Raw genomic sequence first — 14,693 nt, 5'->3', positions numbered from 1 at the left:
GCCAAGTCTAGGCCGGGTCGACGGCATCCCGCCTGGTCAGCGCGGGGGAGAGGCCCGCGAGGGCGGCCAGCCGGGTCAGCGAGTCCAGCAGGGCGGCCCGGTCGTGGGTGCTCGTGGTCACCAGCACCTCGTCGGCGCCGGTCTCCGCCACGGCCTTCGCCAGCTCCTCGGCCACCCGGTCCGCCGTGCCCGCGATGTGCCCCGTCAGCCCGGAGGTGTACAGGTCGCGTTCCTTCGCGGCCATCTCCAGGGCCTCGATCCGCTCGGGCGGCAGCAGGGGCGGAAACGTGCCGCGGGTGCGGGAGTACGCCATCGACCACGCCTCCGGCGCCAGCAGCCGGTGCGCCGCCTCCTCGCTTTCGGCGACCGCGACCGTCCCGGATACCACCACATACGGCCGCTCCGCCCACGCCGAGGGACGGAAGCCGGTGCGGTAGGCGTCCACGGCCGCCAGCAGCCGGTCCCGGCCGCGCAGGTCGCCGACGACCAGGGGCAGCCCGGCCTCGGCGGCGGTCCGCGCGCCCGCGCCGGTGGCCAGCACGAACGGCGGCACCCGCAGCCCCTCCGCCGGGCGGGCGCGCACCCCCGGGTGGGCGGTCTGCGTACCGGTGAACCAGCCCAGCAGCTCGTCGAGTTGGCCCGCGAAGTCCTCCGCGTCCTCCTTCTCCCGGCCGAGCGCCCTGCGGACGCCGTCCGTGAAGCCGACGGACCGCCCGAGGCCCATGTCGATCCGGCCGGGGAACAGGGACTCCAGCACCCCGAACTGCTCGGCCACCACCAGGGGCCGGTGGTTCGGCAGCATCACCCCGCCCGTGCCCACCCGGATGGTGCCGGTGGCGGCGGCGACCGCGGCCGCCAGCACGGTCGGGGCGGAGCCCGCGACGCCCGGCACGCCGTGGTGCTCGGAGACCCAGAAGCGCCGGTAGCCCAGCGCCTCCGCGTGCCGCGCGAGGCGCACGGTCTCCCGCAGGGCACGGGCGGGGTCCTCGCCCTCCCGGGTGCGGGACCGGTCGAGGAGGGACAGCGGGGGGAACTCGGATACGGCGCTCACCCTTCGTACAACGCGGCGGGGGAGCGGGGATTCCCGGCGGGGGCCTCCGGGCGGGGCGGGGGTGGTGCGTCCGGGCCCGGGGCGGGCCCGGACATCGACCGGCCGCGGTGCGCCCGGGCGGGGGCGCGCCCGGGTGGCGGGGCGGGTGCGGGCCCGGCCCGGGCGGTCGGACGGCTCTAGGCTGGGGCCGTGACACGGGACAGCAGGCCACTGGCCGTCTTCGACCTCGACGGGACCCTCGCCGACACCGCGCACCGTCAGCACTTCCTGGAGCGCAGTCCGCGCGACTGGACCGGTTTCTTCGCCGCCGCCCCCGAGGACCCGCCGCTCGCGGAGGGCGTCCGGCTGTGCCGGGAGGCGGCGCGGGAGTGCGAGGTCGTCTACCTGACCGGGCGGCCGGAGCGCTGCCGCCGGGACACCCTGGACTGGCTGGCCGCGCGGGAACTCCCCGAGGGGCGGGTGTTCATGCGGGGCAACGCCGACCGCAGGCCCGCCCGCAGGACCAAGCTGGAGATCCTGCGCCGGCTCGCCCGGACCCGGGAGGTGCGGATGCTCGTGGACGACGACGCCCTGGTGTGCGAGGACGCGGCCCGGGCCGGTTTCCGTACGGTGCGGGCGGAGTGGGGCGCGGCGGCGACGGGCCGCGCGATGCGGGACGCGCAGGAGCGCGAGGGGCGGACCTGAGACGGGGGCGGGGCCAGGCGGCCCCGCCCCCGTGCGGCCCCGCCGCGTCCGCTAGGCGCCGTCCTCCAGGCGGAATCCGACCTTCAGGCCCACCTGGTAGTGCTCGATCCGCCCGTCGACGATGTGACCCCGGACCTGCGTCACCTCGAACCAGTCGAGGCCCCGCAGGGTCTGCGAGGCGCGGTCGATCCCGTTGCGGATGGCCTGGTCCACGCCGTCGGTCGACGTGCCCACGATCTCGGTGACGCGGTAGGTGTGGTTCGACATGGGTGTCGTGCTCCTCTCGGTGCGTTCCCTCCACGGTGCCCCAGCCGCTCCCGTCCCGCGAGACGGCCTCCCGGCCGTGCGGCGCGGCTCCGTACCGACCCGCAGGATCGATCCCGAGGCGGAACGTTTCGGCCAGTGGGCGGCTCACCCACGGTGGCCGTCCGTGATCACCGAGTCCGGCCCCCGGCCGTGGGGTGCCAGGTTTTCCGGACTTGACCGGACCTTTGGTCCATACCAAAATCCAGCCACACACCCGTGCGAGCGTCAGCTCCTCCCCCCACGTCGGGTTCCGCTTCGTTGCCCCGACGCAGAAGGTGACCTCGTGAAGAACCGTGCCCTCGTCCTGTCCACCGCGCTCGCGTGCACCCTCGCACTGGGCGGGTGCGGAATGGTCCCCGGCGGTTCCGACCAGCGCACGGTCCGCGTCTGGCTGATGCAGAACAGCGTTTCCGAGGACTTCCTCAACCGCTTCACGGAGGCGTTCGAGGACGAGCATCCCGACATCGAACTGGATGTCACCTTCCAGGAGTGGACCGGCATCGGGAAGAAGGTGACCGAGGCCCTGGCGGGCAAGGACACCCCCGAGATCATCGAGGTCGGCAACACCCAGGTCGCCGGTTACGCGGAGAGCGGCGGGCTGCGCGACCTCACCCTGGAGTCCGTGCGCGATCTGGGCGGCGACGAATGGCTGCCCGGCCTCGCCGAACCCGGCAGCGTCAACGGCTCCCAGTACGGCATCCCCTGGTACGCGGCCAACCGGGTCGTGATCTACAACAAGGAGCTGTTCGCCGAGGCGGGCATCGAGGAGCCCCCGACAACGCGCGCCGAATGGCTGGAGATATCGGAGAAGCTGGACACCGCGAGCCAGGACGGCATCTATCTGGCGGGCCAGGACTGGTACACCCTCGCGGGCTTCGTCTGGGACGAGGGCGGTGAACTCGCCGTCGAGAAGGGCGGGGAGTGGGAGGGCGCCCTGCACTCCAAGGCGGCCCTGCGCGGTATGGAGTTCTACCGGGAACTCCAGTCCCACGGCGACGGGCCCAAGGACGCGGACGAGGAGACCCCGCCGCAGGCCCAGGTCTTCGCCAAGGGCCGGACCGCGCAGATGATCGCGGTGCCGAGCGCGGCCACCGTCATCGAGAAGGCGAACCCCGAACTCAAGGGGAAGCTGGGCTTCTTCCCCGTCCCCGGCAAGTCGGCCGAGGCGCCCGGGTCCGTCTTCATCGGCGGCTCGGACCTGATCGTGCCCGAGAAGTCGAAGGAGCGGGCGGCGGCGGTGGAGGTCGTCTCCGCGCTCGCGGGCGAGGAGTGGCAGCTCGAACTGGCCCGCACGATGAACTATGTGCCCAACAAGACCACCCTGGCCGGGGAGCTGGAGGGGGCGGAGGGCACCTCGGCGATGGCGGCGGGCGCGGTGCGCGGGCGGGCCACGCCGAGTTCGCCGCAGTGGGCCGAGGTGGAGGTGGACAACCCGATCAAGCCCTATATGACCGCCGTCCTCCAGGGCGCCGACCCGGCGACGGCCGCGCGCAGCGCCTCCGACCGGATCACCTCCGCGCTGCGGCCCTGACGGGCGGGCGGGGGCGCACGTCGGGGCGCGGCGGGGCGCGCCCGGGGTTCAGCGTTCCCACATCCGGTCTCCGCCGGGCGGTCACGCCGATTCCTCCCGGGCGCGGAAGAAACGAGGGGCCGGGCCGACGCACCCGCGGCCCGGCCCCTCGTCCGCCCAGGAGGCCGCCATGCCCGCCACCCCCGTCGCCCCCGCGCCCGCCGTGCCGGGTCCCGCACCCGCTGTGCCGGGTCCCGCACCCGCGTCCGTCGCCGCCGCTTCTGCGCTTGCGGCGACCGCCTCCGCACCCGCCGTGCCGGGCCCCGCGCCCGCTCCCGTCGTGTCCGCTGCCCCGGAGCGGGACGGCCGGTCCCGCTACCTGGTCTCCCTCGCCCGCGACCAGGACGAGGTGCGCGCCGCGCAGCGGCTGCGCCACCAGGTCTTCGCCGGGGAGCTGGGCGCACGGCTCGACGGCCCCGAACCCGGCCTCGACAGCGACGCCTTCGACGCCTGGTGCGACCACCTCCTCGTGCGCGAGGCGGCCACCGGCGAGATCGTCGGCACCTACCGCATCCTGCCGCCCGACCGGGCCCGGATCGCCGGCCGGCTCTACGCGGAGGGCGAGTTCGACCTCACCCGGCTCGGTCCGATCCGCCACGACCTGGTCGAGGTCGGCCGCTCCTGCGTCCACCCCCGGCACCGCAACGGCGCGGTGATCGCCCTCATCTGGGCCGGCCTCGCCCGCTATATGACCCGCGCCGGGCACGAGTGGCTGGCGGGCTGCTGCTCGCTGCCCCTCGCGGACGGCGGCGCCCTCGCCGCCGCGACCTGGGAGACCGTCCGCAGCCGCCATCTCGCCCCCGAGAAGTACCAGGTCACGCCGCACCGGCTGTGGAACCCGGCCGGTGTCCCGCTGCCCGCCGGGCGCACCGAACTGCCGCCCCTGCTGCGCGGCTACCTCCGCCTCGGCGCGTGGGTGTGCGGGGCGCCCGCCCACGACCCGGAGTTCGGGGTCGCCGATCTGTACGTCCTGCTCTCCCTGCGTCGCACCGACCCCCGCTATCTGCGCCACTTCCTCTCGCTGGCCCCCGCGTGAGCGGGCCTTCCGGGGCGGCCGGGGCCTGGCTGCCCACCGCGCCCTGTACGCCCGGCGGTTGCGCGGCCGGGGACGGGCGTCCGGCGGGTGTCCTGCGGGCCGCCGGACGGGTGGCGGCCGGCTGCGCCGTGACCGCCGCGGGGATCGCCCTCGCCCCGGCCGCCGCGCTGCTGGGCCGCGCCGCCCGCCACCGCCTCACCCGCGCCTGGGCCCGCGCGGTGCTGCGCGCGTTCGGCGTCCGCGTCCGGATCGTCGCCGAGGGCGGGCCCGGCGCCGGGGTGCCGCCGCGTGCGGCTTCGGGACTGGGCGGGGGCCCGGGCCCGGCGGTGTCCCGCGGGCGGACCGGCCCCTGGGCTCCGGGCCCGCCCCGACGCCCGGCAGCCGGTCGGCCCGGCGGCCAGGCGCCGCCCCCTTCGGCGGGCCGCACGCCCGTGCCCCGGCTGGCCCCGCCATCCGTCCAGGCGCCGCCACCCCCGGTGGGCGGCGGCCGACCCGGTGCCGGGGTGCCGCCGCGTGCGGCCGCCGGGCCGGGCGGAGTTCCGGGCCCGGCGGTGTCCCGCGGGCGGACCGGACCCTGGGCTCCGGGCCCGCCCGGCGCCGGGGCGCCACTTCTGGTGGGCGGCCCGCCGGAACCTCGCGTCGAGGCCGCTGCCGGGTGTCTCGTCGTGTCCAACCATGTGTCCTGGCTGGACATCCCCCTGATCGCGGCCGTGCTGCCCGGGCGGATGCTCGCCAAGGCGGAGGTGCGGCGCTGGCCCGTGCTCGGGGCGGTCGCCGCGCGCGGGGGGACGTTGTTCGTGGAGCGGGACCGGCTGCGTGCGCTGCCCGGTACCGTCGCACAGCTCGCCGCCGTGCTCCGCCGGGGCGCCCGGGTGATCGTGTTTCCCGAGGGGTCCACCTGGTGCGGCCGGGCGCAGGGGCGGTTCCGGCCCGCCGCGTTCCAGGCGGCGCTCGACGCGGGCGTCCCCGTCCAGCCCGTCCGCCTCGCCTACACGCCCACCGGAGCCGCCGCCTTCGTCGGGGACGACCCGCTGGCCGTCTCGCTGTGGCGGGTCGCGCGGGCCGGGCGGCTCACCGCGGAGATACGGCTGCTGCCGCCGATCCCCGCACCCTGCCGCGCCGACCGGCGCTCACTCGCCCGGACCGCTCAGCTCGCCGTCGCCAGCGAAAGCGCGAACCGGCCCTCCCGGTCCGTCCACCAGTGCGCCAACTCCAGTCCGGCCGCAGCCAGTTCCTCCCACACCCGCTCCTGACGGAACTTCGCCGAGACCTCCGTCCGCAGCTCCTCGCCCGCCTCGAACGGCACCACCAGATCCAGTTCCGGGATCTTCACCGACAGCGCCGAGCGCGCCCGCAGCCGCATCTCGATCCACTCCTGCTCGCGGTCCCACCGGGCCACATGCTCGAAGTCCGCCGGGTCCACGTCCGCGTCCAGCTCCCGCGCCAGGACGGCGAGGACGTTCTTGTTGAACTCGGCCGTCACCCCCGCCGCGTCGTCGTACGCCCGCACCAGCACGTCCTCGTCCTTCACCAGGTCCGTGCCGAGCAGCAGCGCGTCACCGGGGGAGAGGAGGTCGCGCACCGAGCGCAGGAACAGGGCGCGCTCCTCGGGCAGCAGGTTCCCGATCGTGCCGCCGAGGAAGGCCACCAGCCGGGGCCCGGGCGTGCCCGGCAGGACCAGGCCCCGGGTGAAGTCGGCGACGATCGCGTGCACCGACAGCTCCGGACGCTCCGCGAGCAGCGCCTCCGCCGCGCCCGTCAGCGCGCTCTCGCTCACGTCCACCGGCACATAGGTGTGCAGGTCCGTGAGCGCGTCGAGGAGGTAGCGGGTCTTCTCGGACGAGCCCGAGCCCAGCTCCACGAGCGTCCGCGCGCCCGTCGCCGCCGCGATCTCGCCGGCCCGGTCCGCCAGGATCTCCCGCTCCGCGCGGGTCGGGTAGTACTCGGGGAGCCGGGTGATCTCCTCGAACAGTTCGCTGCCGCGCGCGTCGTAGAACCACTTGGGCGGCAGCACCTTGGGGGTGCGGGTCAGCCCGTTGAGCACATCGGCGCGCAGATCCGCGTCCGTGGCGTCCTCGGGCAGGGTACGGGTCAGCAGGAACGGGCTCACTGGGTCGGCTCCTTGAGCTCGGTCAGCCGGAGGTCGGTCCGCGTCGCGGTGAGCAGCGTGCGGTCCGGCACCTCCTGCCAGCGGGGGTCGTCGTCGTACGGCTCGGAGGCCACCACCGTGCGGCCGGCGGGGCCGGTGAGATACCAGAGGGTGTCGCCCCACGCGGTCGCCGCGATGGTGCGCCCGTCGGTGAGCAGCAGATTGAGCCGCGAGCCGGGGGCCGCCGCGGCCGTCTCCCGGACGGTCTCGGCCAGGGCCCGGTCCGGGCCGTCGCCCGCGTCCAGCCGGTGCAGCACCAGCGCCCACACCAGGGCCGAGTCGGTGCGCGCCTCCATCGACAGCAGCGCGGCCGGCGGGAGCGCGGCGGCGACGTCCGCCATCGGGTCCGGCCAGCCGGGCACCGCCCCGTTGTGGCTGAACAGCCAGGGCCCGGCGGCGAACGGGGCCGCCGCGGCCTCCGCGTCCGCCCCGGCCAGGGTCGCGTCCCGGACCGCCGCGAGCACCGCCCCGGAGCGCACCACCCGGGCCAGGTCCGCGAAGGACCGGTCCGCCCACACCGGCCCGGCCCGCCGGTACCGGGCGGGGACCGGGTCCCCGCCCGCGTACCAGCCGACGCCGAAGCCGTCCGCGTTGACCGTCCCGTACCGCTGCCGGCGCGGGGCCCAGGACTGGCGCACCAGCCCGTGCTCCGGCTCCGCCAGCAGCGCGCCGAGCGGCACGGACGGTCCGAGATAGGCGAGGTGGCGGCACATCAGACGGAACCTCCCGCGCCGCGCGGCGTCGAAGAGCCGCGCCCCGCCGACGAACCGCGCGGCTCCTTGGCGTCGCCGCGGACCTCCGCGTCCCGGGCCGTGCGGAAGCCGGAGAAGATCTGGCGTCGCACCGGCAGGTCCCAGTTGCGGAAGGTGCCCCGGCAGGCCACCGCGTCCACCCCGAAGGCCCCGCCCCGCAGCACCTTGTGCTCCGGGCCGAAGAACACCTCCGAGTACTCGCGGTACGGGAACGCGGCGAAGCCCGGGTACGGCAGGAAGTCGCTCGCCGTCCACTCCCACACGTCCCCGATCAACTGCCGCACCCCCAGCGGCGACGCCCCCTCCGGGTACGCCCCCGCCCGCGCCGGGCGCAGATGCCGCTGCCCCAGGTTGGCGTGGGCGGGGCCCGGGTCGGCGTCGCCCCACGGATAGCGGCGCGAGCGGTCCGACTCCGGATCGTGGCGGGCCGCCTTCTCCCACTCGGCCTCCGTGGGCAGCCTGCGCCCCGCCCAGCGGGCGTACGCGTCCGCCTCGTACCAGCTCACATGCAGCACCGGCTCCCCGGCCGGCACCTCCTCCGTGACACCGAAGCGGCGGCGCACCCAGCCGGAGCCCTCCCGGCGCCAGAACAGGGGTGCGCCGATGCCGTGTTCACGGATCTGCGCCCAGCCCGCCGGGGCCCACCAGCGCGGGTCCTCGTAGCCGCCGTCCGCGATGAACTCCTGGTACGCCCCGCAGGTCACCGGCACGGTGTCGATCCAGAACGCGGCCACCTCCCGCCGGTGCGCGGGCCGTTCGTTGTCCAGCGCCCACGGTTCGGTGGAGGTGCCCATGGTGAACGGGCCGCCGGGTACCAGCACTTCCGCCGGCAGGGGCTCGTGCGGATGGTCGGGCGGCTCGGGCGCGGTGAGGGCCGCCGGGCCCCTGCGCAACTGGTGGGTGATCAGCATGGTCTCGTCGTGCTGCTGCTCGTGCTGGGCGATCATGCCGAAGGCGAAGCCCGCGTCCACCAGCCGGGAGCCCTCCAGTTCCGTCTTCTCCAGGATGTCGAGCACCCGCCCGCGGACGTCCGAGGCATAGGTCCGGGCCTCCGCCGGGGCGAGCAGCGGCAGGGTGGGCCGGCTCGCCCGGGGGTGTTCGAAGGCGTCGTAGATCGAGTCGATGTCCGGCCGCAGGGCCTCCGCCCGGCCCACCGTGCGCAGCAGCCACTGCTCCTCCTGGTTGCCGATGTGCGCGAGGTCCCACACCAGGGGCGACATCAGCGGGGAGTGCTGGGCGGTCAGATCGCCGTCGTCGACGCAGGAGGTCAGCACGGCGGTCCGGGCCCGGGCGGCGGTCAGCGCGTCGAGCGCCCGCAGGCGCAGCTCGTCGGTCATGAGGCGGCCTCCCAGGCCACGGGGGAAGGACTCAGGTCGTCGCCGGGGCAGCGGCCGCGCCGTACATACCGCTCGGTGAAGTCCGCGACCCGGGCCGCCAGGGCGTCCGGCGCCCCCGTCCGCTCCAGGGACTCCAGCGCGACGCCGAAGCACTGGACGGCGGCGGCCCGCAGATCCGGGTCGGCGAGGCCCCGGCGGGCCGCCGTCACCCACAGCGGGTTCTGCGGCGCGGGCAGCGAACCGGCCGCCTCCGCCAGCGGTTTGACCGCCCGGTACACGGTCTCGGCCGCCTCCGGGTCGTCGAAGAGCGCCGTGGTCACGGCGAGCGGGACCGTCCAGCCGTCCTCGCCCGGCTGCGCGTCGAGCATCCGCAACTCCAGATGGCCGCGCGGCCGGACCGGCGGGAACAGGGTGGTCAGGTGGTAGTCGAGGTCCGCCCGGGCCGGCGGGCGCGGGGCGCCCGAGCGCAGCCACTGGCGGAAGGTGAGCCCGGTGGGCACCTGCCAGGGGCCCTCCGCCCGGCGCACGCACATCACCGGCGCGTCCAGCACATACGCCGCCCAGTCCGCCCGGGGGTCGGCCGTCAGCGGCGGAGCCGTCGTCCGCACCGGGGCGAGCGCGCTCCACACGGCCTGCCGGGTCGACTTCCAGCCGGTGGGACGGCCCTGTCTGACGGGGGAGTTGGCGAACGCGGCCAGCAGCACGGCGCCCAGGACATGGGCGAGCTGCCAGCGGCGGACGAAGCCGAGGGGGCCCGGCTCCTCCTCGCCCGCGTCCAGGCAGACCTGGACCGAGGCGGAGGTGCACATCATGGTGCGCCCGGCGGGGCCGGAGCGGTCGAGGAAGCGCTCCATCGCGTCGTAACGCGGCTCTCGCAGCAGTCGGCGCGGGGACTGCCAGGGGTCGAGACCGTAACCCGCGAGGGCCAGTCCGGCGGGGCGCAGGGCGGCGCGGACGGCGCGGAGATCGGTGGCGGTGAGGTCGACGCACTCGGCGAGCGAACCGGCGGGCGGCGAGCTGAGCTCCAGCTGCCCGCCCGGTTCGAAGGTCAGGGCCGAGGCCAGCGGCAGGGTCCGTATCCCGTCGAACGCCGCCGCCAGGCGTTCGGACGGAACGGGCACGGAGGGGCGGTCGGGATCATGGACCAGCCACTCGACCTCCACCCCGACCCGGCGGGGCGGGCCCGTCTTGAAGCAGATACATCGCAGCAGCTCCTCGGCCGATTCCTCGGACAGCCGCTCCTCGGAACACCCGGTATCTGGCGGACGCATGATCGACTCCTCGGGGGTCGAAGGATCCCGCGCGGGACTCTGCCAACCTAAAGCCACGGCCTTCGGTTCGCACAAGAGTGCCCTCCGGCCAGCCGAAATGCGCTTGCCCCCGTCTCGCCGGACCAATCAGGATGCCGGACATGAACACGGGGGACGGATCAGTCGTGAACGGGATCGTGAACACCGGGGGAACAGGATGAGCGCGCGGCTGAGGGGCATCGCCCGGGAGACCGAGGCGATCGTCGCGGCGGGCGGCTACCGCCTCCCGGACGGCCACGAGGTCCGCATCGCCGAGGCCGTCGCCGCATCGGCGGACGCCACCCGGGGGCACGGCCCGGACCCGCTGGACGTCGTGCCCGGCACCGACCGGACGACCTCCTTCGAGGTGACCGGCGAGTCCAGCACCGAGGCCGCCCGCCGGCTGACCTCGGCCGCGCCCGGCCCGGTCGCGGTGCTCAACTTCGCCTCCGCGCGCAACCCCGGCGGCGGCTACCTCAACGGCGCCCAGGCCCAGGAGGAGGCCCTCTGCCGGGCCTCCGCCCTCTACACGACCCTCCTGCGGGTCCCCGGGCACTACGCCCACCACCGCGAGGACCGCAGTCCCTTCTACTCCGACCGGGTCATCCACTCCCCGGCGGTGCCCGTCTTCCGGGACGACCGGGGCGGGCTGCTGCGGGAGCCGTTCGAGGCCGGCTTCCTGACCTCGCCCGCCCCGAACGCGGGAGTGATCGCCCGCCGCACGCCGGACGAGGCGCACCGGATCCCCGCCGTCCTGGCCCGCCGGGCCGAACGCGTGCTGGAGGTCGCCGTCGCGGGCGGCTACCGGCGGCTCGTCCTCGGAGCGTGGGGCTGCGGAGTCTTCCGCAGCGACCCGGCGCAGGTGGCGGGCGCGTTCAGGGGGCTGCTGGTGCCGGGCGCGCGGTTCGGCGGCCACTTCGACGAGATCGTCTTCGCGGTGCTCGACCGCACGGGCGGGGGCGCGACGCTGGGCGCCTTCCGCGCGGCGTTCGCGGGGCTGCGCAGGCCGGGGCTGCCCGGGCGGGACTGACCGGCCGGAGCCGTCCGGGCCGGGATGACGGTCCGGGACCGACCGGGCCGAGGCCGCCCGGCGCGGGACCGACCGGTCCGGGACTTGCCGGGCCGGTCCGGGACTTGCCGGGCCCGGCGAAGCGGCTCGCGGGCGGCGGGAGTACGGTGCCAGCCGGGCCCGCCCCCTGCGCAACCGTTCGATTTCCGGACGTCCGCCGGGCCCTTCCGGACACTTTCCGGGCCTCTCCCGCCGGATCCGGCCATCCGCCGCTGCACGGGCCGTCGCCCGTGCGCGGAGGTCACCGGCCCCCGTCCACCATCGATGTCCAACACCCTTGCTCCACAAGGGAGTTGAGAAGGCCGACGACACCTGATTCCGGCCAGGCGGGTGATCCGACGTGTCGCGGGTCTGGAAGGATGGCCCGGGCGATGAGCCAGCAGCCACCACCCGAACCGCCCGTGAATCGCTCCGCCCCGACCAGTGCCGACGTCGCCCGGCTGGCCGGAGTCTCCCGGGCCACCGTCTCGTACGTCCTCAACAACAGCGCCTCGGTCCGCATCAGCGACCGGACCCGGCACCGGGTCCGCGCGGCGGCCGAGGAACTCGGCTACGTCCCGCACGCCGCCGCCCGCAGCCTGCGCGCCGGCCGCACCCGGACCGTCGTCGTACCCGCGCCGCGCCAGTCCGCCGGGGCGCTGCCCTCCGGCTTCCTCGACGAACTCCACGCCGAGCTGCGGCTCCTGGACTACACCGTCGTCCAGTACGGCAGCCTCGGCCTCGACGGGGACGAGGCCGCGCGGGCCTGGGCGGAGCTGCGCCCCGTCGCCGTCGTCTGCCTCGGCGAGGCGCAGCCCACCCCGCACGGCGTGATGCTCCTGCGGCGCTCCGGTGCCCGCGCCGTCGTCACCCTGGGCACGGGCGGAGCGGGCGAGGCGGGCGCCGCCGAAGGCATCGAAGGGGTCGAGGGCGCACACACCCTGGTGATGGACCAGCGGCGCATCGGGGCCTGCGCCGTCGGGCATCTGCTGCACCGGGGCCGCCGCGCGATCGGCGTGGTCCTGCCCGAGGAGCCGGGCCCCGGGAGCCTCGCCCGGCCCCGGCTCGCCGGGGCCCGCGGCGCCGCCGCCGGGACCGGCGCGCGGACCGTCCCGCTCCCGATGGCGTACGAGGAGCAGTCGGCCGCCGCCCTCGCCGGGCGCTGGCGCTCCCTCGGCCTCGACGCCGTGTACGCCTACGACGACGCCTACGCCATGCTCCTGATGCGCGCCCTCCAGGACGCGGGAGTGGACGTGCCCCGCGAGACGGCCCTGATCGGCGCCGGGGACCTCCTCCTCGGCCGGCTGCTGCGGCCCCGGCTCAGCACCGTCCGCCTGGACACCATGGGCGGCGGCACACTCGCCGCCCTCGTCGACCGGGCCGTGCGCGAGCCTGGCCTCCCGCCGGCCCGCTACGAGCTGATGACCGCCCTGCCCGTCCCGCGCGAGTCCGCCTGACCCGGACGGGCCCCGGGAGGGGGCGGCGCGACGACATGCGGGGGAGGGGCCGGGTGTCTAGCGTCGCCTGCATGAGCAACGAACCGCAGCGTTTCGGGATTCTCGTCCTGCCGGAGCACGTCGAGAGCGACGACCCCGTCGCGGCGGCCGAGAGCGCGATCCGGTCGGCCGTGGTCGACGCCACCGGGGAGCAGGGCGCCTCGGGCTATCCGCGTTTCGTCGGCGACGGCGTCGAGGCCGACATCGACCCCGAGACGCGCACGGTGGAGGCCCTGCTCGTGGACGGGGCGGAACTGGACTACGGGCTGACCGTGCGGGTGGTCGACGCGGACGCCTTCTGAGGCGCGCGTCCCCGGCCGGGCGTGGCGGTCTTCACGCCCCCTGCGGCCGGTCACGAACCCGGCGGACGTTGACACCGCGCACCACCCGTCACAGACTCGGGCGACTCGATAGTGGACCGCGGTCCGTCAGGGGGACCGGGTCCTGGCCCGGGAGAGAACTCGATGAGCATCCGCGACGTCTACATCGTCGACGCCGTCCGCACGCCGATCGGCCGCTTCGGGGGTGCGCTCTCGGGCGTCCGCCCCGACGACCTCGCCGCCCATGTGGTCCGGGCGCTGGTGGACCGCACCCCGGACCTCGACCCGGCCCGGATCGACGACGTCGTCTTCGGCGACGCCAACGGCGCGGGCGAGGACAACCGCGATGTCGCCCGGATGGCGGTACTCCTCGCCGGGCTGCCCGTCTCCGTGCCCGGGGTCACCGTGAACCGGCTCTGCGGCTCGGGCCTGGAGGCCGTCGTCCAGGCGGCCCGCGCCATCGCCCTCGGCGACGCCTCGGTGGCGATCGCCGGCGGTGTCGAGTCCATGTCCCGCGCGCCCTGGGTGCTCCAGAAGCCCGAGCGCGCCTTCCCCGCCGGGCACCAGCAGCTCCACTCCACCACCCTCGGCTGGCGCATGACCAACCCCAAGATGCCCGCCGAGTGGACCGTGCAGCTCGGCGAGGGCGCCGAGCAGGTGGCCGACAAGCACGGCATCGGCCGCGAGCAGCAGGACGCCTTCGCCCTGGAGAGCCACCGCAGGGCGGCCGAGGCATGGGCGAAGGGCCTGTACGACACCGAGGTGGTCGGCTACGAGGGCGTCGACCTGACGCGGGACGAGTGCATCCGCGACACCACCTCGATGGAGGCGCTGGCGAAGCTGAAGCCGGCCTTCCGCCCCACGGGCACGGTCACCGCGGGCAACGCCTCCCCGCTCAACGACGGGGCCGCCGCGCTGCTCCTCGTCGACGAGGAGGGGCTGCGGGCGACCGGACGCGAGCCGCTGGCCCGGGTCCGCGCCTCCGCCGTGACCGGGATCGAGCCGCAGCTCTTCGGGCTGGGCCCGGTCGAGGCGGTGCGGCGGGCGCTGGGGAAGGCGGACCGGTCCTTCGCCGACCTGAACGTGTTCGAGCTGAACGAGGCGTTCGCGGCGCAGGCGCTGGGCTGCCTCGCGGAGTGGCCGGAACTGGACCCGGCGGTGGTCAACCCCCGGGGCGGGGCCATCGCGATCGGCCACCCGCTGGGCGCGTCGGGCGCCCGCCTCGCCGGCGCGGTCGCCCACCAGCTCGCCGCGGCCGGCTCCGGCACGGGGCTCGCGGCGCTGTGCATCGGGGTGGGGCAGGGGCTGGCTCTCGTCCTGGAGCGCTGACGGGGCGCGCGGTCGGCGCGCGCGTCGGAGCCTGCCCCGCGGGGGCAGCGCGCGTCGGGGTGGGCGCCGCACGCTTGCGGGCCCGCCCCGCGCGGGGCTGCGCACGTCGGCGCACCCGGGCGTCGGCCAGGTTGGCGCATGCCGCCGCACGGACCCCGCCGCGCCGCCGCACGGACCCCGCCGCGCCGCCGCACGGACCCCGCCGCGCCGGCGCGCACACGCGCCTCGGCCGGGGGGGGCCCGCCCGGGGGGGCCCGCCCGGGCGGGGCCTCCAGCCCGTGTTAAACCTATGACCTCAACCTCTTGGGGGTTTTGGGGTTTGTGTT

At 76.0% G+C, this 14,693-nt stretch carries 13 protein-coding genes and 1 pseudogene; 8 read left to right on the top strand and 6 right to left on the bottom strand.

Features of this window, described 5'->3' with window-relative positions; translation table 11 throughout:
- Window positions 1-7 precede the first annotated feature (7 nt).
- Window positions 8-1,051 (bottom strand): MsnO8 family LLM class oxidoreductase, encoded by a 1,044-nt coding sequence (locus tag ABZ457_RS15420; RefSeq protein ID WP_359157999.1) that lies wholly within the window; start codon window positions 1,049-1,051, stop codon window positions 8-10.
- A 189-nt stretch (window positions 1,052-1,240) separates the two neighbouring features.
- Between ABZ457_RS15420 and ABZ457_RS15415 the strand changes: the two genes are divergently transcribed.
- Window positions 1,241-1,735 (top strand): hypothetical protein, encoded by a 495-nt coding sequence (locus ABZ457_RS15415; protein ID WP_359157998.1) that lies wholly within the window; start codon window positions 1,241-1,243, stop codon window positions 1,733-1,735.
- A gap of 51 nt (window positions 1,736-1,786) precedes the next feature.
- Here ABZ457_RS15415 and ABZ457_RS15410 read toward each other — a convergent pair whose 3' ends face one another.
- Window positions 1,787-2,002, bottom strand: a complete 216-nt coding sequence (locus ABZ457_RS15410) for a dodecin (RefSeq protein ID WP_018848217.1) — start codon at window positions 2,000-2,002, stop codon at window positions 1,787-1,789.
- Between the two features lie 322 nt (window positions 2,003-2,324).
- Between ABZ457_RS15410 and ABZ457_RS15405 the strand changes: the two genes are divergently transcribed.
- The 3 genes and pseudogenes from ABZ457_RS15405 to ABZ457_RS15395 form a co-directional block, all read left to right on the top strand.
- Window positions 2,325-3,572, top strand: a complete 1,248-nt coding sequence (locus ABZ457_RS15405) for an extracellular solute-binding protein (RefSeq protein ID WP_359157997.1) — start codon at window positions 2,325-2,327, stop codon at window positions 3,570-3,572.
- Between the two features lie 169 nt (window positions 3,573-3,741).
- A complete protein-coding gene (locus ABZ457_RS15400; protein ID WP_359157996.1) occupies window positions 3,742-4,647 on the top strand; it encodes a GNAT family N-acyltransferase in 906 nt (301 codons plus the stop codon).
- Between the two features lie 653 nt (window positions 4,648-5,300).
- Window positions 5,301-5,900: pseudogene (locus tag ABZ457_RS15395) on the top strand (lysophospholipid acyltransferase family protein); the annotation flags it as partial.
- On the opposite strand, the gene egtD reads toward ABZ457_RS15395, so the two are convergent.
- The 4 genes from egtD to egtA are packed head-to-tail and all read right to left on the bottom strand — an operon-like array spanning window position 5,795 to window position 10,156.
- Window positions 5,795-6,757, bottom strand: a complete 963-nt coding sequence (gene egtD, locus ABZ457_RS15390; RefSeq protein WP_359157995.1) for an L-histidine N(alpha)-methyltransferase — start codon at window positions 6,755-6,757, stop codon at window positions 5,795-5,797. The pseudogene ABZ457_RS15395 and the gene egtD overlap by 106 nt on opposite strands.
- Window positions 6,754-7,509 (bottom strand): ergothioneine biosynthesis protein EgtC, encoded by a 756-nt coding sequence (egtC, locus tag ABZ457_RS15385; protein WP_359157994.1) that lies wholly within the window; start codon window positions 7,507-7,509, stop codon window positions 6,754-6,756. Before egtC ends, egtD begins: the two co-directional genes overlap by 4 nt.
- Window positions 7,509-8,885: an ergothioneine biosynthesis protein EgtB gene (gene egtB / locus ABZ457_RS15380; RefSeq protein ID WP_359157993.1), complete on the bottom strand. Its 1,377-nt coding sequence runs from the start codon at window positions 8,883-8,885 to the stop codon at window positions 7,509-7,511. Before egtB ends, egtC begins: the two co-directional genes overlap by 1 nt.
- Window positions 8,882-10,156, bottom strand: coding sequence for an ergothioneine biosynthesis glutamate--cysteine ligase EgtA (gene egtA / locus ABZ457_RS15375; protein WP_359157992.1), 1,275 nt, complete (start codon window positions 10,154-10,156; stop codon window positions 8,882-8,884). The genes egtB and egtA overlap by 4 nt, the downstream gene beginning before the upstream one ends.
- 196 nt (window positions 10,157-10,352) lie before the next feature.
- Between egtA and ABZ457_RS15370 the strand changes: the two genes are divergently transcribed.
- From ABZ457_RS15370 to ABZ457_RS15355, 4 genes are all read left to right on the top strand, one after another.
- Window positions 10,353-11,204, top strand: coding sequence for a TIGR02452 family protein (locus tag ABZ457_RS15370; RefSeq protein WP_359157991.1), 852 nt, complete (start codon window positions 10,353-10,355; stop codon window positions 11,202-11,204).
- Between the two features lie 410 nt (window positions 11,205-11,614).
- Window positions 11,615-12,679: a LacI family DNA-binding transcriptional regulator gene (locus tag ABZ457_RS15365; protein ID WP_359157990.1), complete on the top strand. Its 1,065-nt coding sequence runs from the start codon at window positions 11,615-11,617 to the stop codon at window positions 12,677-12,679.
- A gap of 71 nt (window positions 12,680-12,750) precedes the next feature.
- On the top strand, window positions 12,751-13,020 hold the full coding sequence (locus tag ABZ457_RS15360) for a hypothetical protein (RefSeq protein WP_359157989.1): 270 nt from the start codon (window positions 12,751-12,753) through the stop codon (window positions 13,018-13,020).
- A gap of 162 nt (window positions 13,021-13,182) precedes the next feature.
- A complete protein-coding gene (locus tag ABZ457_RS15355) occupies window positions 13,183-14,367 on the top strand; it encodes a thiolase family protein (RefSeq protein WP_359157988.1) in 1,185 nt (394 codons plus the stop codon).
- Window positions 14,368-14,693: the final 326 nt, after the last annotated feature.

This window comes from Streptomyces sp. NPDC005805 (assembly GCF_040630445.1).
GTDB lineage: Bacteria > Actinomycetota > Actinomycetes > Streptomycetales > Streptomycetaceae > Streptomyces.
The sequence above is the reverse complement of the archived record's forward strand: the minus strand, read 5'-3'. Positions and strand labels throughout refer to the sequence as shown.